Genomic DNA, 20,931 nt, shown 5'->3' on the forward strand with positions numbered 1-20,931 from the left:
CGTCATCCCCGCGAAGGCGGGGACCCACTCAGCCCCCCTGACACCCCAGCAGCACCTCCACCAGCGCCTGCGGCGCGCTCACCATCGGGTCGTGCCCGGTGGCCAGCTCCACCACCCGCCAGCCCGGCTCGCGCCGCACCCGCTCGCGCATCACCGCGATCGTCGCCAGCGCCGGCGCCGTGCAGTCCACGAAGGTGCGCGGCTGCGCCGCCACCCGCGCCGCGTCGAAGTCCAGCACGTCCCGGTACACGCCCCCGGGCTGCGGCGTCTGGCGCCGGTTCACCCAGTCGCGGTCCGCCCCCTCCAGCCCGAAGACGGCCGCGTCCGGCGCCGGCATCGCCCGGCGCGCGTCCCGCTCCATCGCCTCCACCCGCGCCGCCACCGTCTCCGGCGCGTGCTGGCTCGACCACGACTCGCCCGGGTGCGGCGTCACCGCGTCCACGTACACCAGGTGCCGCAGCCGCGCCTGCGCACCGCCCCGCCTCAGCAGCGCATCGGCCACCGCCGTCATCACCAGCCCGCCGTAGCTGTGCCCCACCAGCACCAGCTCCTCGCTCGGCAGCTCCTCCGCCTCGATCAGGCCCAGCACGTCGGCCACATGGTCCGCCAGCCTCAGCTCCGCGTGCAGCAGGTGCGCGCGATCGCCCACCCCCGTGAGCGTCACCGCATGCGCCTCGTGCCCCGCCGCCCTCAGCCCCGGCAGCACCCGCCGCCAGCACCACGCCCCATGCCAGGCGCCGTGGATCAGCACGTACGCGCTCATCGCCCCGCCCCGGCCGCACGCCCGCCGGCCTGCGCCAGCTCCACGCCCCGGTTGGCCAGCGCGTCCGCCCGCTCGTTGCCCGGATCGCCCGCGTGCCCCTTCACCCAGCGCCACTCCACCGCGTGCAGCTGCGCCAGCGCATCGATGCGCTGCCACAGCTCCACGTTCTTCACCGGCTGCTTCGCCGCCGTCTTCCAGCCCCGCGCCTTCCACCCATGGATCCACGACGTGATGCCGTTCCTCACGTACTCGCTGTCCGTGTACAGCACCACGTCGCACGTCCGCTTCAGGCTCGCCAGCGCCTCGATCACCGCCGTCATCTCCATGCGGTTGTTCGTCGTGCCCAGCTCCCCCCCGCACAGCTCCTTCTCGTGCCCGTCGCTCGACAGCCACGCCCCCCACCCGCCCGGCCCCGGGTTGCCCTTGCACGCCCCGTCCGTGTAGATCGTCACCCGCGGCCGCCGGATCGCCCCTCGCACCGGCAAGACGCTCCCGCTGCCCTGCCCCTTGCCGTCGCTGCTGTCGTTGCTGCTGCTGTCGCTCATCGCTCGTCCGGTCCCCAACAAGAAAATCCATCCCCGCCCGCCCCAGGCGCGCGGCTGCGCGTGGCCACCGCCGGCGCCCTCGCCCCACGACGCCTCGGCCCCGCCTGCGCCCACGGCGGACCCAGCAGCCTCATCGCCCTCACCCGCTTCACCGCCACCATCAGGTACACGCTGCCCAGCACCGGCCACCACCTCGCCCCGGCCGCATCGCACCACGCGCTGCGCTCGAGCCAGCTCTGCGCTCCGAACGGCGGCCGGTAGCACCCGTAGCTCCCAGACTCCACCTCCAGGTTCAGCAGCCGGCACCAGTCCCTCAGCCGCCTCCACCCGATCAGCTCCCCTGCCCCTCGGCCTCGCCAACCAGGTACCCCCAGCCTCTCCAGCCCTCGCGCCGCTCCCCACAGGCTCAGCGGGTTGAACCCCACGATCACCACCCGCCCCTCCGGCATCAGCACCCTCTCCACCTCCCTCAGCGTCTGGTGCGCATCGCCCGCCACCTCCAGCGTGTGCGGCAGCACCACCAGGTCCAGACTGCCCGAAGGAAACGGCAGCGCCTCGTACGCCGACACCACGCTCGCCGAACCCGCCGTCAGCCCCAGCTCCGCCTGCCCCTCCAGCGTCCCGTCCCCCACCAGCCACCGGTGTCCGATGCGGCTCGCCCTCAGCGCATCCACCATCGGCCACCCCAGCTGCACCGCGTGATACCCGAAAATGTCCGCCACCACATGGTCGAGCTGCCTCTGCTCCCACCCCAGCAGATACCTCCCCGCCGGAGAATCCAGCCAGGGCGCCGTCTCTATAATCACCGTGTCCCGTGCCATGAATCTGATCGCGCTGCCCGCCCTCGCCGACAACTACATCTGGGTCCTCCACGACGGCCTCACCGGCCTGGTGGTGGATCCGGGGGATGCCGCGCCCGTGCGCGAAGCACTCGACCGGCTCGGCCTGCATCTGGCCTGCATTCTAGTGACCCATCATCACGGCGATCATGTCGGCGGTCTGGCGGCCCTGAAAGCCGATGCCCGCACGTCCGGGGTCCGCGTGTTCGGGCCTTCGGACGAGCCGATGCCGATCGCGGTCGAGCCGGTGCGCGACGGCGACCTGCTCGAGATCGGCCCCTGGCGCATCGAGGTGCTGGAGGTGCCGGGGCACACCCGCGGTCATCGGGCCTTCGTGGTGCGCCCGATCTGCGAAAATCATGGCATGCCTCCGATCCTCTTCTGCGGTGACACGCTGTTCTCGGCCGGCTGCGGCCGGCTCTTCGAGGGCACGGCAGCGCAGATGCACCACTCGCTCGCGCGCCTGTCGGCGCTGCCGGACGAGACGCGGGTATGCTGTACGCACGAGTACACGCTGGCCAACCTGCGCTTCGCACGCGAGGTCGAGCCGGACAACGAGGCCGTGGTCCGCCACGAGGCGCAGTGCAAGAGCCTGCGCGAACGCGATCTTCCGACGCTGCCGACCACGGTCGGCCTCGAGCGGCAGATCAATCCCTTCCTGCGCTGCGAGCAGCCCGGGGTGATCGAACGTGCCGTCGCGCTGGGCGCGGGCGGCCGCGATCCGGTCTCGGTCTTCGCCGCCATCCGACTGTGGAAAGACTCCTACCGATGACCCGCTCTCCCCGACTGCCGGCCCTGCGTGCCCGTCCGTCCCGCCGCACCACCTTCGCGCTGTCGGCGCTGATGCTGGCGCTGACCGGCTGTGCCACCGTCGACGAGGGCAGCGAGGTCAAGCCGCCGCCCCAGGTCACCACCGTCGGCTCGCGCGACCTGCAGGCGCCGCCGATCGTCGCCGAAGGCCCGCTGGCGCCGGTGCCCGGCCTGCAGCCGGTGCGCCCGGCCGCGCCGGCCGTCGCCGCGGCGGTCGTCGAGGATCCGCGCGAAGCGGCCGGCGCGCCGGTCGATCCGCTCGCGCCCGACAGCCTGGTCATGGACGCGGCCAGCGCCCGCAAGGACCTGTGGGGGCGCGTGCGCACCGGCTTCACGATGCCCGACATCGACCATGACCTGGTGCGGGTGCACGAGCGCTGGTATGCCAGCCGCCCGGACTACGTCCAGCGCATGACCGAACGCGGCTCGCGCTACCTCTATCACATCGTCGAGGAAGTCCAGCGCCGCGGCATGCCGATCGACCTGGCGCTGCTGCCCTTCATCGAGAGCGCCTTCAACCCGCAGGCGATGTCGACCGCGCGCGCCTCGGGCATGTGGCAGTTCATGCCGCTGACCGGCAAGGACTACGACCTGAAGCAGAACATGTTCCGCGACGACCGTCGCGACGTGCTCGCCTCGACGCGCGCCGCGCTCGACTACCTCGGCCGGCTCGGCAAGATGTTCGGCGGCGACTGGCATCTGGCGCTGGCCGCCTACAACTGGGGCGAGGGCAACGTCAAGCGCGCCATCGCCCGCAACGAGCGCCTGGGCCTGCCGACCGACTACCTGAGCCTGTCGATGCCGGACGAGACGCGCAACTACGTGCCCAAGTTCCAGGCGGTCAAGAACATCGTGCTGGCGCCGCAGAACTACGGCCTGAAGCTGCCCGAGCTGCAGAACCACCCCTACTTCCTGAGCGTGCCGATCCGCCGCGACATGGACGTCTCGGTGGCCGCGCGCCTGGCGGGCATGAGCGTCGACGAGTTCAAGACGCTGAACCCGCAGATGAACAAGCCGGTCATCCTGGCCGCCGGCACGCCGCAGATCCTGCTGCCCTACGACAACGCCGGCACCTTCGTGAAGCGCCTGTCGGCCTACCAGGGCCCGCTGGCGAGCTGGACCGCCTGGGTGGTGCCGAAGACGATGAAGACGGCCGAGGCCGCGCAGCAGACCGGCATGAGCGAGTCGGATCTGCGCGAGATCAACCGCATCCCGCCGAAGATGCTGGTCAAGGCCGGCTCGACGCTGCTGGTGCAGCGCGCCGAGACGCGTGTCATCGACGTGCCCGAGCATGTCGCCGACAACGCGCACATGGCGCTGGCGCCGGACGTGCCGCCGCTGCGCAAGGTGGCCATCGCGGTGCGCAAGGGCGACACCGTCGCCGCGCTGGCGCGCCGCTACCATGTCGGCGCGAACCAGATCGCGGCCTGGAATCGCATCGACGACGGCACGCGCTTCCGCAAGGCGCAGTCGCTGGTCATCTGGGTGCCGGTCGGCAGCAAGGTGGCGCCTGCGGCCGAGCCGGCCGAGTCGCGCAGCCTGGCCCGCGCGGACCGTCGCGAGCGCGACGACGACCGCCGTGCCGCCAAGGCCGCGGGCACCCGCCTGGCGGCCAAGGGCGGCAAGGACCGCGACCGCGCACCGGTGCGCGTCGCCGAGGTGCGCGAGCCGCGCGGCGGTGCCGCCAAGGGCACGAAGGTGCACGCCGCGACCCGCGTCGCGCGCAAGTGAGCGCCGCGACGCCGGCGAAGGCCGCGGGCTGAGGCTCGCGGTGGCGCCCGGTCCGGCGCTGCGGGGTCAGCGCCGCTCGGAGAAGGCGTGCGCGATGGTGCCGAGATCGACGTACTCGAGCTCGCTGCCGATCGGCACGCCGCGCGCCAGGCGCGTCACGCGCACGTCCAGCGCACGCAGCGCCTCGGCCACCGCATGGGCGGTGATCTCGCCCTCGGCGGTGAAGTTGGTCGCGACGATCACCTCGCGCACCTCGTCCTCCCGGACCCGCGCCATCAGCTCCGGCAGGCCGATGTCCTGCACGCCCACGCCGTCGAGCGGACTGAGCCGCCCCATCAGCACGAAATAGAGCCCGCGGTAGGTGCCGGTGCGCTCGACCGCGGCCTGGTCGGCCGGGGTCTCGACCACGCACAGCAGCCGGGTGTCGCGCGCCGGATCGAGGCAGGTCACGCAGACCGGCTGCTCGGTGAAGGTGTGGCAGCGCTCGCAGTGGCGGATGCCGTGCACCGCATGGTCGAGCGCGTGCGACAGCCGCAGTGCGCCGTCGCGGTCATGCTGCAGCAGGTGGTAGGCCATGCGCTGCGCCGACTTGACGCCGACGCCGGGCAGCCGGCGCAGCGCCTCGACCAGCGCGGCCAGCGCATCGGGCGCGTCGGCGGGCTTCATCGCGTGGCGCGGCCGTCGCTCAGAACGGGAACTTCATGCCCGGCGGCAGCGGCATGCCGGCGGTCAGCTTGCCCATCTTCTCCTGGCTGAGTTCCTCGGCGCGGCGCACCGCGTCGTTGAAGGCCGCGGCCACCAGGTCCTCGAGCATGTCCTTGTCGTCGGCCAGCAGGCTCGGGTCGATGGTGATGCGCTTGACGTCGTGCTTGCAGGTCATGACGACCTTGACCAGGCCGGCGCCGGACTGGCCCTCGACCTCGATCAGCGCGAGCTCCTCCTGGGCCTTCTTCAGGTTGTCCTGCATGGCCTGGGCCTGCTTCATCAGGCCGGCGATTTGTCCTTTGAACATGGATGGTCCTTTCTGGGAGGGAGCGGGAAAAAAGATCGGATCCGCAAGGATCGGAGAGTCGTTCGGTCGACGCTGTCGGCGTGGTCAGTTCGGCCGGATCGAGCCGGGCACGATGCGCGCGCCGGGATAGCGCGCGAGCAGCTCCTGCACCATCGGGTCGCCGGTGATGGCGGACTCGGCCTCGTGCTGGGCACGCTCGCGGCGCTGGATCTCGCGCCGCGACGGGCTGTCGGTGACTGCGCCGGCCACGACCTCGAGCGTGACCGGCTGGCCGACCAGCTCGGTGATCGCCGCCTGCAGCCGGTCGCGGTGGCCGCTCTGGCGCAGCGACTCGCGCTCGACCCGCAGCACGCAGCGCAGGCTGCCCACACCCGGCTCGATGGCGATGCACTGCGCCTGCCAGGCCAGCTCGCGCACCAGGCCGTTGACCAGGGCGCGCTCGCCCAGGCGCTGGAACAGGTCGCACCAGCGGGTGACCAGCGGATCGTCGAGCACCTCGTCCATCTGCACCGGGCGCGGGCGCAGCGGCTCGGGCGTGGTCGCAGGGGCAGCCATCGGCGCCGGCGGTGCCGGATCGTCCTGCGGCAGCGCCGCGGCCGGTGCGTTCTCGTCGGCGGGCGGGATGTCGTCCCAGCCGGGCGGCTCGTCCTCCCACGGCGGCACCGAGGCGCGGGCCGCCGGGGCCCGGACGGGCGCCGGCGTGGCCTGCGGCTCGACCGGCATGCGGGCTCGCGCCTCCAGCGGCCGGCGCAGCTCGCGCGAGATCCGCGGCGCGTCCGGCGCCACGGGTTCAGGCGCAGAGGCCGGTGCGGGCGACGGTGCCGGCCTAGGGGCCGGTGCAGGCGCTGCAACGGGCACGGGGCGAGCCACGGGCGCGACAGGTGCGACAGGCGCCGGAGCCACCTCGGCCGGCAGCCCAACCCGGCGCGGCGCGGCGCCCTGCGGCCGGAAGGCCAGCAGGCGCAGCAGCACCATCATCAGGCCGCCGTATTCGTCGGGCGCCAGGGAGAGCTCGGCGCGGCCGTGCAGCGCGATGCTGTAGAGCAGCTGCGTCTCGTCCCGGTCGAGCAGCGGCGCCAGCGCATGCACGGTGGCGGTCTCGGGATCGGCCGGATCGAGCGCGGCCGGCACCGCCTGCGCCAGCGCCATCTGCTGCGCCAGCGCGGCCAGATCTTCCAGCAGGCCGGCGGCCGACAGGCCCAGACCACGCAGCTCGTCGACCGCACGCACCAGCGCCGCGCCGTCAGCGGCGCCCAGCGCCTGCACGATGCGCACGACATGGCTGCGATCGACCGAGCCCAGCATCTGCCGCACCGCCGCTTCCTGCAGCGCACCGCCGCCGAAGGCGATGGCCTGGTCGGTGAGCGACAGCGCGTCGCGCATCGAGCCCCGCGCGGCGCGCGAGAGCTGGCGCAGGGCGCCCGCGTCGGCCTCGATGCCCTCGGCCTGCAGCACGGTGCCGAGGTGGCGCTGCACCGTCTCGGGCGCCATCGGACGCAGGTTGAACTGCAGGCAGCGGCTCAGCACCGTGACCGGCACCTTCTGCGGGTCGGTGGTGGCCAGCACGAACTTCAGGTACTCGGGCGGCTCCTCGAGCGTCTTCAGCATCGCGTTGAAGGCGGTCGTCGAGAGCATGTGCACCTCGTCGATCATGTAGACCTTGAAGCGCCCGGCCACCGGCTTGTAGACCGCCTGGTCGAGCAGCTGGCTGATCTCGTCGACGCCACGGTTGGAGGCGGCGTCCAGCTCGACATAGTCGACATGGCGGCCCGCGTCGATGTCGCGGCAGGCGTCGCAGACGCCGCAGGGCTCGGCGGTGATGCCGCCCTGCCCGTCCGGGCCGGTGCAGTTCAGGCTCTTGGCGAGGATGCGCGAGACGGTCGTCTTGCCGACGCCGCGGGTGCCGGTGAACAGGTAGGCATGGTGCAGGCGCTGGCGCGTCAGCGCGTTGCCCAGGGCCTGCACGACATGCTCCTGCCCCACCATCTCGGTGAAGCGGCGCGGCCGGTACTTGCGGGCAAGGACGATATAGGACATGGGGGCGGATTGTAGGCGGCCCGGCTGACCGATAATCCCGCCCCATGAATCAAAACGCCGCTCCCTCCCACGACCCGAACGGCACGCTCAGCTACGAGCAGGCCGGCGTCAACTACGACCTGATCGACCCGCTGAAGGTCACCGCGCAGCGCGCCGCTGCCGCCACCGCCGGCCACCTGGCCGCGCACGGCTTCACCGAAGTCGCGGCCTCCCGCGGCGAGTCGGCCTATGTCGTCGACGTCGGCCCCTTCTACCTGGCCTCGATCGTCGAGTGCCTGGGCACCAAGACCCTGGTCGCCGACGAGATGGCGAAGCTCACCGGCCGCAGCTTCTACGACGGCATCGCGCAGGACACCATCGCGATGGCGATCAACGACCTGATCACCGTCGGCGCCACGCCGCTGGTGGTGCAGGCCTACTGGGCCGCCGGCGGCTCGGACTGGTTCGGCGACAACCAGCGCGCCCAGGCGCTGGTGGCCGGCTGGAAGCGCGCCTGCGAGGTCTGCAGCGTCGCCTGGGGCGGCGGCGAGACCCCGGCGCTGGCCGGCATCGTCGAGGAGGGGCGCATCGACCTGGCCGCGTCCTGCACCGGCCTGATCAACCCGAAGGAGCGCCTGTCGGTCGGCGACCAGCTCGGCGCCGGCGACGCGATCATCCTGCTGGAATCCAGCGGCATCCACGCCAACGGCCTGTCGCTGGCACGCAAGCTGGTCGAGCGCCTGCCGCAGGGCTACCTGACCGAGATCGCGCCGGGCCTGACCTACGGCGAGGCGCTGCTGGCGCCGACCGTGCTGTACTCGCCGGTCACCGAAGCGCTGTGGAAGGCCGGCGTGGCACCGCGCTACTGCGCCAACATCACCGGCCACGGCTGGCGCAAGCTGCTGCGCCACCCCAGCGAGCTGACCTACCGCATCCACACCGTGCCGCCGGTCACGCCGGTGCTGAAGTTCATCCAGGAGCAGGCGAAGCAGGACGACCGCGAAGCCTACTCGACGCTGAACATGGGCGCCGGCTTCGCGATCTTCGTGAAGCCCGAGGACGCCGAGCGCACCGTCGAGATCGCGCGGGCCCAGGGCATCGCCGCCTGGCACGCCGGCACGGTCGAGGCCGGCCCGAAGCGCCTGCTGATCGAGCCGCTGGGCATCGAGTTCGGCAACGACGACCTGCAGCTGCGCTGAACCGGCGGGCACGCGATCGATGATCGACTGGCTGCCCGACGACGACGACGGCAGCCTGCCGTTCCCGCCGCTCGAGCGCGCGCTCGGCCCCGACAGCGAGGCGCCGGGCCTGCTGTGCGCGGGCGGGCGCCTGACGATCGCGCGACTGCGCCAGGCCTACCGGCGCGGCATCTTCCCCTGGTACAGCCGCGGCGAGCCCATTCTCTGGTGGTGCACCGCGCCGCGCATGGTGCTGAAGACGGCCGACTTCCGGCTGCACCGCTCGCTGCGCAAGACGATCCGGCGCTTCGGCGCCACGCCGGGCTGCGAGATCCGCATCGACTCGGCCTTCGACCGGGTCATCGCGCACTGCGCCGGCGTGCTGCGCGAGGGGCAGGCCGGCACCTGGATCGTGCCGGAGCTGATGCGCGCCTACCGCCAGTGGCATGCCGCCGGCGAGGTGCACTCCTTCGAGACCTGGATCGACGGCGAACTGGTGGGCGGCCTCTACGGCGTCTGCCAGGGGCGCATGTTCTATGGCGAATCGATGTTCGCGCTGCGCACCGACGCCTCGAAGATCGCGCTGGCCGCGCTGGTGGCCTTCTGCCGGCGCGAGGGCATCGACTGGATCGACTGCCAGCAGCAGACGCGCCATCTGGCCTCGATGGGTGCGGCGCCCGTCGCGCGAGAGGCCTTCTCGGCCCATCTGGATCGGGTGACGGGACTGCCATCGCCGCGCCGCTGGACCTATGATGCGGACCTGTGGCGACAGCTGTCGCTGCACGGCGACCAAGACGCCGAGACCGATCCCCCGACGACCCGCCCGCCCGAGCCGCCAGCGTGACGCATCCCCAGGATCTTCCCCTCGCCGAACTGCAGTTCTACGCCACCGCGCCGTACGCCTGCAGCTACCTGAGCGACCGCATGGCGCGCTCGCAGGTCGCGACGCCGTCGCACCTGATCAACGCCGACACCTACTCCGGCCTGGTGGCCGCGGGCTTCCGCCGCAGCGGCCTGTTCACCTACCGGCCGCACTGCGACGGCTGCCGCGCCTGCCTGCCGCTGCGCATCCCGGTGAACGATTTCCGCGCCAGCCGCAGCCAGCGCCGCGCCTGGCGCGACCATGCCGACCTGCAGGTGGCGGTCACCCGGCTGCGCTTCGTGCCGGAGCACTACGCGCTCTACCTGAAGTACCAGACCGCCCGCCACAGCGGCGGCGGCATGGACCAGGACTCGGTCGACCAGTACACCCAGTTCCTGCTGCAGAGCCGGGTCAACTCGCGGCTGGTGGAGTTCCGCGCGCCGGCCGGGCCCGACGGCCGGCCGGGCGCGCTGAAGATGATCTCGATCCTGGACGTGCTCGACGACGGCCTGTCGGCGGTCTACACCTTCTACGAGCCGGACGACCGCGACGCCAGCTACGGCACCTTCAACGTCATGTGGCAGATCGAGCAGGCGCGCGGCCTGAAGCTGCCCCATGTCTACCTCGGCTACTGGATCGAGAGCAGCGCCAAGATGGCCTACAAGGAGCGCTTCCGGCCGCACGAGGTGCTCAGCGCCGGACGCTGGGTCCGGCGCGACTGACGACGCACGCCGCTCAGATCAGCGGCACGCCGGTCTTCGACTGGATTTCCTCGCGGGTCACGCCCGGGGCCAGCTCGACCAGCTTCAGGCCTTCGGGCGTCACGTCCATCACGCCCAGGTCGGTGATGATGCGGTCGACCACGCCCTGGCCGGTCAGCGGCAGCGTGCAGGCGGGCAGGATCTTCATGTCGGTCGTGCCGTCCTTCTTGCGCGCGACGTGCTCCATCAGCACGATCACGCGCTTGACGCCGGCGACCAGGTCCATCGCGCCGCCCATGCCCTTGACCATCTTGCCCGGGATCATCCAGTTGGCCAGGTCGCCCTGGGCGGTGACCTGCATCGCGCCCAGGATGCTGAGATTGATCTTGCCGCCGCGGATCATCGCGAAGCTCTCGTGGCTGCCGAAGATCGACGAGCCCTTGATCGTCGTGACCGTCTGCTTGCCGGCGTTGATCAGGTCGGGGTCGACCTCGTCGTCGTACGGGAACGGGCCGATGCCCAGCATGCCGTTCTCGCTCTGCAGCCACACCTCGATGTGGTCGGGCACATGGTTGGCCACCAGCGTCGGGATGCCGATGCCGAGGTTGACGTAGAAGCCGTCCTGCAGTTCCTGCGCCGCGCGGGCGGCCATCTGGTCTTGGGTCCAGGCCATGATGAATGCTCTCCTAGGGGGCTTCGAATTACTTGCGGTCGCGGATGGTGCGCTTCTCGATGCGCTTCTCGGGCGTCGGGTTGTGCACGATGCGGTGCACGTAGATGCCCGGCAGATGCACGTCGTCGGGCTCGATCGAGCCGGTCGGCACGATGCGCTCGACCTCGACGACGCAGATCCTGCCAGCCATCGCCGCGGCCGGATTGAAATTGCGGGCGGTCTTGTTGAAGCGCAAGTTGCCGGAAAGATCGGCGACATCGGCCTTGACCAGCGCGACCTCGGGCGTCAGCGCGTGCTCCATCACGTAGGTCTCGCCGTCGAACTGGCGCAGCTCCTTGCCCTCGGCGACGATGGTGCCCACGCCGGTCTTCGTGAAGAAGGCCGGGATGCCGGCGCCGCCGGCACGCAGCTTCTCGGCCAGCGTGCCCTGGGGCGTGAACTCCAGCTCCAGCTCGCCGGCCAGGAACTGGCGCTCGAACTCCTTGTTCTCGCCGACGTAGCTCGAGATCATCTTCCTGATCTGGCGCGTCTCGAGCAGCTTGCCCAGGCCGAAGCCGTCGACGCCGGCGTTGTTCGAGATGACCGTCAGGTCCTTCACGCCGCTGTCCTTGAGCGCGTCGATCAGCGCCTCGGGAATGCCGCACAGGCCGAAGCCGCCGACGGCGATCAGCTGGCCATCGCGGACGATGCCTTCCAGCGCCGCTGCGGCGCTCGGGTAAACCTTGTTCATGCGCTCTGTCTCCGGAAAATTCGGACGGGCAGAATGTAATGCGTAATGCCTTACGTAGGGGCTACGTAGAATTGAGTAATGGTTGACCTCGACTACCGCATCGCCTTCGATCTGGCTCCGGTCGGGCTGGTGCTGTCGCGCCACCGGCTGATGGTCGACTGCAACCGGCTGGTGCTCGACATGTTCGGCGCGACCCGTCAGGACATGGTCGGCCAGAGCTTCGAAGTGCTCTATCCGAGCAGCGACGAGTTCCAGCGCACCGGCGAGCGCATCGTCGCCCGCCTCGACGCCGCCGGACGCTACGCCGACGACCGGGTGATGAAGCGCCTGCGGGCCGCGCCGGGCCAGCAGGAGCTGTTCTGGTGCCATGTCAGCGGCCGCGCGCTCGATCCGGACGATCCGCACGCGGCCGGCATCTGGACCTTCGAGGACCTCTCCGAGAAGCGCAGCATCCAGACCGACCTGACCCCGCGCGAGCGCGAGATCGCCGCGCTGCTGGTCGAGGGCCTGACCAGCAAGCTGATCGGCCGGCGCCTGGGCATCAGCCCGCGTACCGTCGATGTCTATCGCGCGCGGCTGATGCGCAAGTACGAGGCGGCCACCACGCCGGAGCTGGTCAACCGGCTGCTGAGCGCCTGATCCGGCGCCCCGCAGGCCTCAGGGCAGCGCCGGCTCGCGCAGCATGCCACCCACCTCGAGCACCTGCACCTCGTGCTCCTCGGCGGCATGGCCGCGCGGCAGCGGCCGGCGCGGAATGCGCAGCGGCACCGCGTACGGGGTGCGTTCGGACTGGCGATCGCGCTGCGCCGTCTCGCGCGCCAGCGCGCGCGGGGTGGTCGCCATGACGAAGTCGCGCGCCAGCACCGCACGGGCGCGCTCGCTGTAGGCCACGCGCTCGGCCAGGCCATTGAAGCCGCCGTTGATGCGCCGCGTGATCTCGCGGTCGTCGAGCAGCTCGGCCAGCGCGTTCAGGCCCTGGCTGCTCCAGTACAGCCCCGCCACCGACAGGCCGACCTCGGGCGTGGCCACCCGGTCCGGCTGCGCGACCAGATCGAGCTGCAGCAGCCTGCCATAGCGCTGGTAGTTGGCGCGGCCGGTGATCTGGATCGGTCCGCGGCCGCGGAACAGGTGGCCGTCGCCGGCGCGCACATTGCCGAGCCGGATCGACAGCTCGGTCACCGGCTCGTAGCGCTTCTGCTGCGCCGTCGGCCCCCAGAGCTCCTCCATGTAGCGGAACTCGCACGACTCATGGGCCAGCTGCCCGAGGAAGGCGGCCGCCCGGCGCGGCGTGTGGATGCCGTAGATCTGCAGCGTGCGGTTGATCGACGGAAGAAAGCGGCTGCGTCGATCGGCCGGCATCAGCGGCATGATCGCCTTCAGGTGAGCGTCGGTCAGCATGGTGACCCTCCTCCTCTTGTTGCCTGGAAATTGTCGTGATCGTGTAACGACAGCGACTTTCCTTCCAGCCCGGCGAGGCGGCAAGCGTCAATTCTCACGCCATCCGCCCCCCTTTTGTACGAGGGGGTAACTTCCTGAAGAAATGTTTCCGCGAGCTTGAGCGACGGGGTCTGCAGGCTCGAGGCGCGAGCCTCGGGCCGACTCAGGCCGGCAGGCCGAACAGGCGCGAGGCGTTGTCCCAGGTCGTGCGCGCGACCGTCTCCAGATCCAGCCCCTTGGTCTCGGCGAGCTGCCGGGCCACGAAGGGCACCAGCGCCGGGGTGTTGAGCTTGCCGCGGTGCGGCGCCGGCGCCAGGTAGGGGCTGTCGGTCTCGATCAGGCAGCGCTCCAGCGGCACCAGCGCGGCGATATCGCGCAGGTAGGCCGCGTTCTTGAAGGTCAGGATGCCCGAGAAGGAGATCGAGAAGTTCAGGTCCAGCGCCGCGCGGGCGACCTCGGCCGTCTCGGTGAAGCAGTGGAAGACGCCGCCGACCTCGGCCGCGTTCTCCTCGCGCAGGATGCGCAGCGTGTCCTCGGAAGCGCTGCGGGTGTGGATCACCAGCGGGCGGCCGAGCTCGCGCGCGGCGCGCACATGGGTGCGCAGACGCTCGCGCTGCCATTCCATGTCGGCCAGCGTGCGCTCGCCCAGGCGGTAGTAGTCCAGGCCGCATTCGCCCACCGCCACCACCCGGTCGCGCCGGCCCAGCCGCACCAGCTCGGCCACGTCGGGCTCGTGCACGTCCTCGTTGTCCGGATGGACGCCGACGGTGCACCAGAGGAAATCATGCGTCCGGGCCAGCGCATGCACCGTCTCGAACTCCTCGATGGTGGTGCAGATGACGATGGCGCGCTCCACCTGCGCCGCGCGCATCGCCGCGCGGATGTCGTCCCAGCGCTCGCGCAGCTCGGGGAAGGTCAGGTGGCAGTGGGTGTCGATGAACATGGAACAGGGTCAGGGACGGGTCAGGGACGGGTCAGATGGTCTGCGTCGGCTTGGCCGAGTGGATCGCGGTGCCGAGGATCTCCTCGATGCGCACGCGCAGCACCCGGGTCTTCTCGTCGACGGGAAAGCGCACGCCCACGCCCTGGGTGCGTCCGCCCGAGGCATTCGGCGGCGTGATCCAGGCCACCTTGCCGGCCACCGGATAGCGCTGCGGATCCTCCGGCAGCGTCAGCAGCAGGTAGATGTCGTCGCCCAGGCGGTATTCGCGCGGGGTCGGCACGAACAGGCCGCCTTCGGAGAACAGCGGGATGTAGGCCGCGTAGAGCGCCCCCTTCTCCTTGAACACCAGCTGGATGACGCTGGGGCGCGGCATAGCCGGAGCCGGAGCCGGAGCCGGAGCCGGGGCTGGCGAGCCGGCGGGCACGCCGGCGCTGGCCGGAAGCGGCATCGCGCCGGATCGGGGGTTGAATTCGCTGCTCATGTCGGACTTCGTGGCGTGCGGGCGGTTCAGAGAAATCAGTGGGAAACCGGGAGAGTACTGCAATCGATCAGGCGCGCGCTCAGGCGGGCTGCGGCCGTGCCGCCAGCGCCGCGCGGGTGCGCTGCACCAGCGCCTCGACCGCCAGCGGCGCGCTCCACGGGTGATCGGCATGACGGGCACGCGCCCTGAGCCAGGCGGCCGTTTCGGTCAGCGCGGCGATCAGTCGATCGACCGGCAGCGCGCCGCGCGGCGCCTCCAGCAGCGGGAAGGACTGCGGCGCCAGGCCCAGCGCCTGGCGCAGGCGGTCCTCGCACAGGCGCTGCAGCGCCTCGACCAGCACCGGCAGCGGCCAGCCGGCCAGCGCGGCACTGTCGCCCTGCATCACCTGCGCCGGAAAGCGCCGCCAGGCCTCGGCATCGCGGCCCTCGCGGGCCTGCTCGAGCGCGCGCAGCGGCTCGCCGCCGCAGGCATCGAGCACGATCGCCGCGTCCTGCAGCCCTTGCGCCTGCAGCCAGGCCAGCGCCGGCTCGCGCGGCGGGCGCGGCAGCGCGAGCATCTGGCAGCGGCTGCGGATGGTCGGCAGCAGCGCCTGCGGCGCGCCGCAGCCCAGCACGAAGCGCATCGGCCCGGGCGGCTCCTCCAGCGTCTTGAGCAGCGCGTTGGCGGCCACCGCGTTCATCTCCTCGGCCGGGTGGATCAGCAGCACCTTCAGCGGCGCGCGCGAGGGCGTCAGGCCGACGAACTCGAGCGCGGCGCGCACCGCGTCGACCTTGATCTCGCGGCTGGGCTTGCGGGTCTTCGAGCTGCCCTCGCCCGACTCGTCGGCCGGCAGGCCGGCGGCCTCGCGCAGCGACTCGGGCACCAGCAGGCGCAGGTCCGGGTGCGAGCGCTCAAGCACCAGATGGCAGCCGCCGCAGCGCCCGCAGGCCAGACCGTGCTCGCGCTCGTGCCGGGGCGTCTCGCACAGCCAGGCCTGCGCCAGCGCGATCGAGAAGTCCAGCGGGCCGCGGTCCTGCGCGCCGTGCACCAGCAGCGCATGCGCATGCCGGGTCGCCAGCGCCTGCTGCAGCGGCGCGCGCAGCCAGGGGTGCAGGCCGGCGCTCACCACCCGCGCGCCTCCAGCGCGGCGTCGATCTGCGCGGCCACGGCCTCGGGGCCGACTTCGGCATCGATGCGGGCGACGCGCTGCGGCGTGGCGTCGAAGCGCTGCGCGTAGCCGGCGCGCACCGCGGTGAAGAAGGCGATGTCCTCGCTCTCGAAGCGGTCGGGGGCGCGCGCCGCGGCACGCCGGCGCGCGGCGATCTCGGGCGCGAGGTCGAACCAGAAGGTCAGATCGGGCTGACGGCCCTGCTGCACCCAGCCCTCGAGCTGCGCCAGCACCGCCCGGTCGAAGCCGCGCCCGCCGCCCTGGTAGGCGAAGGTCGCGTCGGTGAAGCGGTCGCACAGCACCACCGCGCCGCGCGCCAGCGCCGGCTCCACCACCTCGCGCAGGTGGTCGCGCCGCGCGGCGAAGACCAGCAGCGTCTCGGTCAGCGTGTCCATCGGCTGGTGCAGCACCAGCTCGCGCAGCCGCTCGGCCAGCGGCGTGCCGCCAGGCTCGCGGGTGCGCACCACCTCCAGGCCTGCGTCACGCCAGCGCGCGGCGATGCGCTCGACCTGGGTCGACTTGCCGGCACCGTCGATGCCCTCGATGGTGACGAAGCGGCCGCGCGGGCCGGAGGCGGGAGAGGACACGAAGGACATGCGAGGAGCGGAAAGGAGCGGGAAACGAACGCGAGACGGCGAGAGCACGGCGGCGAGGCCGGGTCAGCGCGAGGCGCCGCCGCGCTGGTAGCGGTCGACTGCCCGATTATGGTCGGCCAGCGTCTCGCTGAACTGGCTGCTGCCGTCGCCGCGCGCGACGAAGTACAGCGCCTTCGTGCCGGCGGGCCGGACCGCCGCCTCCAGCGACTGCTGGCCCGGCATCGCGATCGGCGTCGGCGGCAGGCCCTTGCGGGTGTAGGTGTTGTAGGGCGTGTCGGCCTGCAGGTCGCGCTTTCTCAGGTTGCCGTCGAAGGACGGGCCCAGGCCGTAGATCACCGTCGGGTCGGTCTGCAGCGGCATGCCCAGGCGCAGCCGGTTGACGAAGACCGCGGCGACCTGCGTGCGGTCCTCGCTGCGGCCGGTCTCCTTCTCGACGATGGAGGCCAGCGTCAGCAGCTCGGCCGGATCGCGCAGCGGCAGGTCCTGCGGCCGCTGCGACCAGGCCGCCTGCAGCCGGCGCTCCATCGCCTGCCAGGCGCGGCGCAGCACCGCCAGGTCGCTGCTGCCGCGGGCGTAGGCGTAGGTGTCGGGAAAGAAGCGCCCCTCCGGCGCGGTGCCCGCGGGCGCGCCGATCGCCGCCATCAGCTGGGCGTCGCTCATCGCGGCGCTGTCGGCCTTGAGCGCGGGCGAGCGCGCCAGCTCGGCGCGGAACTGGCGGAAGGTCCAGCCCTCGATCAGGCGCACCCGCGCCAGCGTCTGGTCGCCGTCGACGAGCTTGCGCAGCAGCTCGCGCGGGCTGGTGCCGCGCTCGATCTCGTAGCTGCCGGCCCGGATCAGCCGCGACTGGCCCGACCAGCGGAACCACTGGTAGAGCAGCCAGGGCGAGACCTGGAGGCCGGCGTCGACCGCGTCGGCGGCGATCTGCCGCGGCGAGCGGCCCGGCTCGATCTCGAGCTCGACGCCGGACTGCGCCTGCGGCATCGGCGAGATCAGCCAGCTCCAGACGGCGGCCGTGGCCACGACGGCGGCGATCGCCAGCGCGGCGAGGCCGATCACCCACGAACGACGCACCTTCATGGGCGGAGACGGGCACAAGGCCGAGCACGGCCGTGCGGGACGGACAGGACGGAAGCACGATGCATGGTCGCTCATCATAATGAGGCCCATGGACACCCCGACCCCGCACTCACCCCTCCCGTCCGGCGGCGCCTGCCGTCTCGTCGACCGCGGCGTCATCCGCGCCAGCGGCGCCGATGCGGCCAGCTTCCTGCACGGACAGCTCAGCAACGACGTCAGCCGGCTCGATGCCGCGCACGCCCGGCTGGCCGCCTACTGCACGCCGCAGGGGCGCATGCTGGCGAGCTTCGTCTACGCGCGCGCCGGCGCCGGCGAGCTGTGGCTGAGCACCAGCGCCGACGTGCTCGCGCCGACGCTCAAGCGGCTGTCGATGTTCGTGATGCGCGCCCAGGCGAAGCTCTCGGACGCCAGCGCCGAGCTGGCGGTGATCGGCCTGGCGGGCGAGGCGGCCGCGGCCTGGCTGGGCGAGGCGGCTCCGGCCGCGCCCTGGGACAAGGCCGATCGCGACGGCGCGATCGTGATCCGGCTGCTGCCGGCGCGACAGGACGGCACGGACGTTCCGGCCTGGCTCTGGATCGGCCCGGTCGCGCAGGCCGAGGCGCTGCAGGCGGCGCTGCCGGCGCTCGACGCGGCGCAGTGGCAGCGCATCGAGCTGGCCACCGGCGTGGCGCAGATCGTCGCGGCGACCTCCGGCCAGCTGGTGCCGCAGATGCTGAACTACGAGCTCGTCGGTGGCGTCGACTTCCGCAAGGGCTGCTATCCCGGCCAGGAGATCGTCGCGCGCAGCCAGTACCTGGGCAAGCTCAAGCGCCGCGGCTTCCTGCTCGCCGGAGCGGCGGCGATGCGCCCGGGGCAGGAGGTGTACTGGAGCGGCGACGCCGGCCAGCCCGCCGGCCTGATCGCCGCGGCCGCGCCGGAGTTCGGCGGCGGCCATGTGGCGCTGGCCGAGCTGAAGATCGCCGTCACCCAGTCGGGCACGCTGCACCTGGGCGCCGCCGACGGCCCGGTGCTGGCGCTGCAGCCCCTGCCCTACGCGCTGCCGCACGAGGCCGAGCCCGCCGCGGCGGGCTGATCCGCCGGTCGTGGAGCTCTACATCTACTACCGCATCGGCGAAGGCGACGCGGCCGCCTTCGCCGCCGAACTGGACGAACTGGTACCCGTGCTGGCCGCGCGTTTCCCCGGGCTGCACAGTCGGTGGCTGCAAAGGCCACAATCCCGTGACGGAATGCTCACCATCATGGAGATCCACCGCCATCCTGACGGCCTCGGCGAGGCCCTGGTGACGGATATTCTCACGGTGCTGTCACCGTGGCCGTCCGTTCGGGCCGGTCCGCGGCACGTCGAGGTCTTCACCGCCCTCACCGCCGACAACGATACGACCGTCCCGCCCTGTCACGATGTGCATCGCCCTCCTCGCGATTGACCACAGCCGCCGCTTCCCGCTGGTTCTCGTCTCGAACCGGGACGAATTCTTCGACCGCCCGGCCTCGCGCATGGGCTGGTGGACGCCGCCGGGCTGCGGCACCGAGATCCTCTCCGGCCGCGACCAGTCCTCCGGCGGCACCTGGCTGGGCCTGAGCTCGACCGGCCGGCTGGCGCTGCTGACGAACGTGCGCGATCCGCGCCGGCACGATGCGCAGGCGCCCTCGCGCGGCACGATCGTGCCGGAGTGGCTGACGACCGAGAGCCCGCCCGACCGCTTCTGGGTGCGCAGCGCGCTGCGCGGCCACAACGGCTTCAACCTGCTCGCCGCCGACTTCGCGCGCGGCGACTGCTGGTGGATGAGCAACCAGGCGCGCTCGCCGGTGCGGCTCGAGCGCGGCCTGTTCGCCGTGTCCAACGGCGGGCTCGACGAGCCCTGGCCGAAGGTGGTGCGCCTGCGCACCCAGGTCGAGCAGGCGATGGGCGAGGCCGCGGCCTCGGTGGATCCGGCGCCCGCCTCCGACCGGCTGGCCCAGCAGCTGCTCGGTCTGCTGGCCGACCGGCAGATCGCGCCCGACGAGCAGCTGCCCTCGACCGGCGTGCCGCTCGAGCTCGAGCGCGAGCTCTCGGCCACCTTCATCCGCACCGGCGACGGCCGCTACGGCACCCGCTGCTCGACGGTGCTGATCACCGAGCGGGTCGGCCGCCACCTGGTCACGCAGGTCTACGAGCGCAGCCATCCGGCCGGGCCGGGCCTGGCGCTGATGCGCCGCGCGACGCTGAAGGACTGGCCGCCGCGCTACCAGACCGAGCCGGTGCTGGTCGAGGCGCGCCAGCGCGCGCACCGCGGCAGCCTCGACTCGCCGGTGCACGACGACGCGCTCGACGAGCGCGACAGCCGCGGCGAGGACGCCGCCGCTGACCGGAGCGCTTCGCGGGTGGTCGTGCCGCGGGTGCGCAGCCTGATCAAGCCGGCCCGCCCGAAGGCGCCACCGGGGACCCCACGGGCCTGAGCGCCGGGTCGAGCCGGCGCACCATCGTCACATGGACGATGCCGGCCTCCTCGTGGTGCGGACCGCTCTCGACGAAGCCGAAGCGCTGGTAGAAGCGTGCGGCCGACAGCTGCGCATGCACCACGACGCTGTGGTCGCCCTGGCGCTCGGCGACATCGAGCAGCGCAGCGAGCACCCGGCTGCCGACCGAGCTGCCGCGCATCGACGCGATGACCGCCATGCGCCCCATGCGCGAGACGCCGGCGGACTGGCGGATCAGGCGCCCGGTCGCCAGCGGCATGCCCAGCCGGTTGAGCACCAGCGCATGCACCGCCTCCTGGTCGGCGTCATCGATCTCGATGTCCTTGGGGATGCCCTGCTCGCGCACGAACACCTCCTGGCGCACCTCCTGGGCCGACAGGCCGAGCTGCGGCCAGTGGCCGACCTGCACGTCGAGCATGTCCGCTCCGGCCTCGTAGTCGAGCACCACGTCGCGCAGCGCCGTCGGGATCGGCCTGCTCTTCTGCGTCGCCGGATCGGCGAAGACATAGACCAGCTCGCCGCTGACCAGCAGCACCTCGGAGCGGTAGGCGGCGCAATGGATGCGCAGCGAGGTGTTGCCGACATGCTCGCAGCGCACATGGATGTCGAGCAGGTCGTCGTAATGCGCGCTGGCGTGGTAGTCGAGCGTGGTCTTGCGGATGTAGAGCTCCCCGCCCAGATGATCCATCGTCGCCTGATAGGGCAGACCGAGCGCACGCCAGTAATCCCCGACCGCCGTGTCGAAATACATCAGGTAATGCCCGTTGAACACGATGCGCTGTGCATCGACCTCGGCCCAGCGCACGCGCAGGCGGTGGGAAAAGCGGTAGTGGCGTCGCAGCGTCATCGGGACCCTTTCATGGCATGTTCGTCCGCACTATTTGTATCAGATTTGTTCGCGCTTAAGCCGCGCCTCATCACGAACGGCTAGGA

At 71.8% G+C, this 20,931-nt stretch carries 24 protein-coding genes; 9 read left to right on the plus strand and 15 right to left on the minus strand.

The genetic code is table 11. From position 1 onward, the window contains the following. Positions 1 to 28: 28 nt before the first annotated feature. The 3 genes from HNQ01_RS16840 to HNQ01_RS16850 are packed head-to-tail and all read right to left on the minus strand — an operon-like array spanning position 29 to position 2,129. The gene (locus HNQ01_RS16840) at positions 29 to 763 is read right to left on the minus strand and encodes an alpha/beta fold hydrolase (RefSeq protein ID WP_173806585.1); all 735 of its coding nucleotides are present in this window, start codon (positions 761 to 763) and stop codon (positions 29 to 31) included. Then, the gene (gene rnhA / locus HNQ01_RS16845; protein ID WP_173806586.1) at positions 760 to 1,308 is read right to left on the minus strand and encodes a ribonuclease HI; all 549 of its coding nucleotides are present in this window, start codon (positions 1,306 to 1,308) and stop codon (positions 760 to 762) included. Before rnhA ends, HNQ01_RS16840 begins: the two co-directional genes overlap by 4 nt. Beyond that, entirely contained in the window at positions 1,305 to 2,129 is an 825-nt protein-coding gene (locus HNQ01_RS16850) for a class I SAM-dependent methyltransferase (protein ID WP_173806587.1), read from the minus strand. Before HNQ01_RS16850 ends, rnhA begins: the two co-directional genes overlap by 4 nt. Between HNQ01_RS16850 and gloB the strand changes: the two genes are divergently transcribed. Together gloB and HNQ01_RS16860 are read left to right on the plus strand one after the other, a co-directional pair. Further along, positions 2,128 to 2,919: a hydroxyacylglutathione hydrolase gene (gene gloB, locus HNQ01_RS16855; protein WP_173806588.1), complete on the plus strand. Its 792-nt coding sequence runs from the start codon at positions 2,128 to 2,130 to the stop codon at positions 2,917 to 2,919. The genes HNQ01_RS16850 and gloB overlap by 2 nt on opposite strands. Further along, positions 2,916 to 4,688, plus strand: a complete 1,773-nt coding sequence (locus HNQ01_RS16860; RefSeq protein ID WP_286180914.1) for a transglycosylase SLT domain-containing protein — start codon at positions 2,916 to 2,918, stop codon at positions 4,686 to 4,688. Before gloB ends, HNQ01_RS16860 begins: the two co-directional genes overlap by 4 nt. Before the next feature lie 66 nt (positions 4,689 to 4,754). On the opposite strand, the gene recR is transcribed toward HNQ01_RS16860, so the two are convergent. The 3 genes from recR to dnaX form a co-directional block, all read right to left on the minus strand. Next, a complete protein-coding gene (gene recR / locus HNQ01_RS16865) occupies positions 4,755 to 5,354 on the minus strand; it encodes a recombination mediator RecR (RefSeq protein WP_173806589.1) in 600 nt (199 codons plus the stop codon). Positions 5,355 to 5,373: 19 nt separating this feature from the next. Beyond that, on the minus strand, positions 5,374 to 5,700 hold the full coding sequence (locus HNQ01_RS16870; protein ID WP_173806590.1) for a YbaB/EbfC family nucleoid-associated protein: 327 nt from the start codon (positions 5,698 to 5,700) through the stop codon (positions 5,374 to 5,376). 84 nt (positions 5,701 to 5,784) lie between these two features. Next, positions 5,785 to 7,737 carry a DNA polymerase III subunit gamma/tau gene (dnaX, locus tag HNQ01_RS16875; RefSeq protein ID WP_173806591.1) on the minus strand — a complete coding sequence of 651 codons (1,953 nt, stop codon included), beginning with the start codon at positions 7,735 to 7,737 and terminating at the stop codon, positions 5,785 to 5,787. A gap of 44 nt (positions 7,738 to 7,781) precedes the next feature. Between dnaX and HNQ01_RS16880 the strand changes: the two genes are divergently transcribed. Genes HNQ01_RS16880 through HNQ01_RS16890 form a run of 3 tightly spaced genes read left to right on the plus strand, consistent with a single transcriptional unit; the run spans position 7,782 to position 10,478 of the window. Continuing rightward, positions 7,782 to 8,915: an AIR synthase-related protein gene (locus HNQ01_RS16880; protein ID WP_173806592.1), complete on the plus strand. Its 1,134-nt coding sequence runs from the start codon at positions 7,782 to 7,784 to the stop codon at positions 8,913 to 8,915. Between the two features lie 19 nt (positions 8,916 to 8,934). Continuing rightward, a complete protein-coding gene (gene aat / locus HNQ01_RS16885) occupies positions 8,935 to 9,738 on the plus strand; it encodes a leucyl/phenylalanyl-tRNA--protein transferase (RefSeq protein WP_173806593.1) in 804 nt (267 codons plus the stop codon). Continuing rightward, on the plus strand, positions 9,735 to 10,478 hold the full coding sequence (locus HNQ01_RS16890; RefSeq protein WP_173806594.1) for an arginyltransferase: 744 nt from the start codon (positions 9,735 to 9,737) through the stop codon (positions 10,476 to 10,478). Before aat ends, HNQ01_RS16890 begins: the two co-directional genes overlap by 4 nt. A 13-nt stretch (positions 10,479 to 10,491) precedes the next feature. Here HNQ01_RS16890 and HNQ01_RS16895 read toward each other — a convergent pair whose 3' ends face one another. Then, positions 10,492 to 11,130: a CoA transferase subunit B gene (locus HNQ01_RS16895; RefSeq protein WP_173806595.1), complete on the minus strand. Its 639-nt coding sequence runs from the start codon at positions 11,128 to 11,130 to the stop codon at positions 10,492 to 10,494. A 28-nt stretch (positions 11,131 to 11,158) separates the two neighbouring features. Beyond that, positions 11,159 to 11,860: a CoA transferase subunit A gene (locus HNQ01_RS16900; RefSeq protein WP_173806596.1), complete on the minus strand. Its 702-nt coding sequence runs from the start codon at positions 11,858 to 11,860 to the stop codon at positions 11,159 to 11,161. Between the two features lie 78 nt (positions 11,861 to 11,938). Between HNQ01_RS16900 and HNQ01_RS16905 the strand changes: the two genes are divergently transcribed. Continuing rightward, positions 11,939 to 12,499, plus strand: a complete 561-nt coding sequence (locus HNQ01_RS16905; protein ID WP_173806597.1) for a PAS and helix-turn-helix domain-containing protein — start codon at positions 11,939 to 11,941, stop codon at positions 12,497 to 12,499. Positions 12,500 to 12,517: 18 nt separating this feature from the next. Here the strand turns inward: HNQ01_RS16905 and HNQ01_RS16910 are convergent, their stop codons facing one another. From HNQ01_RS16910 to mltG, 6 genes are all read right to left on the minus strand, one after another. Next, positions 12,518 to 13,258 (minus strand): glycoside hydrolase family 19 protein, encoded by a 741-nt coding sequence (locus HNQ01_RS16910; protein ID WP_173806598.1) that lies wholly within the window; start codon positions 13,256 to 13,258, stop codon positions 12,518 to 12,520. A gap of 202 nt (positions 13,259 to 13,460) precedes the next feature. Beyond that, the gene (locus HNQ01_RS16915) at positions 13,461 to 14,240 is read right to left on the minus strand and encodes a TatD family hydrolase (protein ID WP_173806599.1); all 780 of its coding nucleotides are present in this window, start codon (positions 14,238 to 14,240) and stop codon (positions 13,461 to 13,463) included. Between the two features lie 31 nt (positions 14,241 to 14,271). Then, the gene (locus HNQ01_RS16920; protein ID WP_173806638.1) at positions 14,272 to 14,613 is read right to left on the minus strand and encodes a PilZ domain-containing protein; all 342 of its coding nucleotides are present in this window, start codon (positions 14,611 to 14,613) and stop codon (positions 14,272 to 14,274) included. Positions 14,614 to 14,800: 187 nt separating this feature from the next. Next, positions 14,801 to 15,826 carry a DNA polymerase III subunit delta' gene (locus HNQ01_RS16930; protein WP_353621729.1) on the minus strand — a complete coding sequence of 342 codons (1,026 nt, stop codon included), beginning with the start codon at positions 15,824 to 15,826 and terminating at the stop codon, positions 14,801 to 14,803. Next, the gene (tmk, locus tag HNQ01_RS16935) at positions 15,823 to 16,464 is read right to left on the minus strand and encodes a dTMP kinase (protein WP_173806601.1); all 642 of its coding nucleotides are present in this window, start codon (positions 16,462 to 16,464) and stop codon (positions 15,823 to 15,825) included. Before tmk ends, HNQ01_RS16930 begins: the two co-directional genes overlap by 4 nt. 63 nt (positions 16,465 to 16,527) lie before the next feature. After that, positions 16,528 to 17,541 (minus strand): endolytic transglycosylase MltG, encoded by a 1,014-nt coding sequence (gene mltG, locus HNQ01_RS16940; RefSeq protein ID WP_173806602.1) that lies wholly within the window; start codon positions 17,539 to 17,541, stop codon positions 16,528 to 16,530. A gap of 88 nt (positions 17,542 to 17,629) precedes the next feature. On the opposite strand from mltG, the gene ygfZ reads away from it, so the two are divergent. From ygfZ to HNQ01_RS16955, 3 genes are read left to right on the plus strand one after another with little or no spacing between them, the layout of a single operon-like run. Continuing rightward, positions 17,630 to 18,613 carry a CAF17-like 4Fe-4S cluster assembly/insertion protein YgfZ gene (gene ygfZ / locus HNQ01_RS16945; RefSeq protein WP_173806603.1) on the plus strand — a complete coding sequence of 328 codons (984 nt, stop codon included), beginning with the start codon at positions 17,630 to 17,632 and terminating at the stop codon, positions 18,611 to 18,613. A 10-nt stretch (positions 18,614 to 18,623) separates the two neighbouring features. Beyond that, positions 18,624 to 18,965, plus strand: a complete 342-nt coding sequence (locus tag HNQ01_RS16950; RefSeq protein ID WP_173806604.1) for a DUF4936 family protein — start codon at positions 18,624 to 18,626, stop codon at positions 18,963 to 18,965. Then, entirely contained in the window at positions 18,940 to 19,977 is a 1,038-nt protein-coding gene (locus tag HNQ01_RS16955; protein WP_173806605.1) for an NRDE family protein, read from the plus strand. Before HNQ01_RS16950 ends, HNQ01_RS16955 begins: the two co-directional genes overlap by 26 nt. On the opposite strand, the gene HNQ01_RS16960 is transcribed toward HNQ01_RS16955, so the two are convergent. After that, on the minus strand, positions 19,931 to 20,845 hold the full coding sequence (locus HNQ01_RS16960) for a YbgC/FadM family acyl-CoA thioesterase (RefSeq protein ID WP_173806606.1): 915 nt from the start codon (positions 20,843 to 20,845) through the stop codon (positions 19,931 to 19,933). The two genes, HNQ01_RS16955 and HNQ01_RS16960, sit on opposite strands and share 47 nt — an antisense overlap. Positions 20,846 to 20,931: the final 86 nt, after the last annotated feature.

It is taken from the genome of Sphaerotilus uruguayifluvii, from assembly GCF_013294065.1.
Taxonomy (GTDB): Bacteria; Pseudomonadota; Gammaproteobacteria; order Burkholderiales; family Burkholderiaceae_C; genus Sphaerotilus; species Sphaerotilus uruguayifluvii.

Bases quoted from the DNA above. Each gene is read 5' to 3' on its own strand.
- ygfZ (WP_173806603.1), top strand. From the start codon at position 17,630: ATGGACACCCCGACCCCGCACTCACCCCTCCCGTCCGGCGGCGCCTGC.
- HNQ01_RS16870 (WP_173806590.1), bottom strand. From the start codon at position 5,700: ATGTTCAAAGGACAAATCGCCGGCCTGATGAAGCAGGCCCAGGCCATG.
- gloB (WP_173806588.1), top strand. From the start codon at position 2,128: ATGAATCTGATCGCGCTGCCCGCCCTCGCCGACAACTACATCTGGGTC.
- dnaX (WP_173806591.1), bottom strand. From the start codon at position 7,737: ATGTCCTATATCGTCCTTGCCCGCAAGTACCGGCCGCGCCGCTTCACC.
- HNQ01_RS16960 (WP_173806606.1), bottom strand. From the start codon at position 20,845: ATGACGCTGCGACGCCACTACCGCTTTTCCCACCGCCTGCGCGTGCGC.
- tmk (WP_173806601.1), bottom strand. From the start codon at position 16,464: ATGTCCTTCGTGTCCTCTCCCGCCTCCGGCCCGCGCGGCCGCTTCGTC.
- HNQ01_RS16900 (WP_173806596.1), bottom strand. From the start codon at position 11,860: ATGAACAAGGTTTACCCGAGCGCCGCAGCGGCGCTGGAAGGCATCGTC.
- mltG (WP_173806602.1), bottom strand. From the start codon at position 17,541: ATGAAGGTGCGTCGTTCGTGGGTGATCGGCCTCGCCGCGCTGGCGATC.
- recR (WP_173806589.1), bottom strand. From the start codon at position 5,354: ATGAAGCCCGCCGACGCGCCCGATGCGCTGGCCGCGCTGGTCGAGGCG.
- HNQ01_RS16860 (WP_286180914.1), top strand. From the start codon at position 2,916: ATGACCCGCTCTCCCCGACTGCCGGCCCTGCGTGCCCGTCCGTCCCGC.
- rnhA (WP_173806586.1), bottom strand. From the start codon at position 1,308: ATGAGCGACAGCAGCAGCAACGACAGCAGCGACGGCAAGGGGCAGGGC.
- aat (WP_173806593.1), top strand. From the start codon at position 8,935: ATGATCGACTGGCTGCCCGACGACGACGACGGCAGCCTGCCGTTCCCG.
- HNQ01_RS16920 (WP_173806638.1), bottom strand. From the start codon at position 14,613: ATGCCGCGCCCCAGCGTCATCCAGCTGGTGTTCAAGGAGAAGGGGGCG.
- HNQ01_RS16850 (WP_173806587.1), bottom strand. From the start codon at position 2,129: ATGGCACGGGACACGGTGATTATAGAGACGGCGCCCTGGCTGGATTCT.
- HNQ01_RS16905 (WP_173806597.1), top strand. From the start codon at position 11,939: ATGGTTGACCTCGACTACCGCATCGCCTTCGATCTGGCTCCGGTCGGG.
- HNQ01_RS16955 (WP_173806605.1), top strand. From the start codon at position 18,940: ATGTGCATCGCCCTCCTCGCGATTGACCACAGCCGCCGCTTCCCGCTG.
- HNQ01_RS16880 (WP_173806592.1), top strand. From the start codon at position 7,782: ATGAATCAAAACGCCGCTCCCTCCCACGACCCGAACGGCACGCTCAGC.
- HNQ01_RS16895 (WP_173806595.1), bottom strand. From the start codon at position 11,130: ATGGCCTGGACCCAAGACCAGATGGCCGCCCGCGCGGCGCAGGAACTG.
- HNQ01_RS16840 (WP_173806585.1), bottom strand. From the start codon at position 763: ATGAGCGCGTACGTGCTGATCCACGGCGCCTGGCATGGGGCGTGGTGC.
- HNQ01_RS16910 (WP_173806598.1), bottom strand. From the start codon at position 13,258: ATGCTGACCGACGCTCACCTGAAGGCGATCATGCCGCTGATGCCGGCC.
- HNQ01_RS16915 (WP_173806599.1), bottom strand. From the start codon at position 14,240: ATGTTCATCGACACCCACTGCCACCTGACCTTCCCCGAGCTGCGCGAG.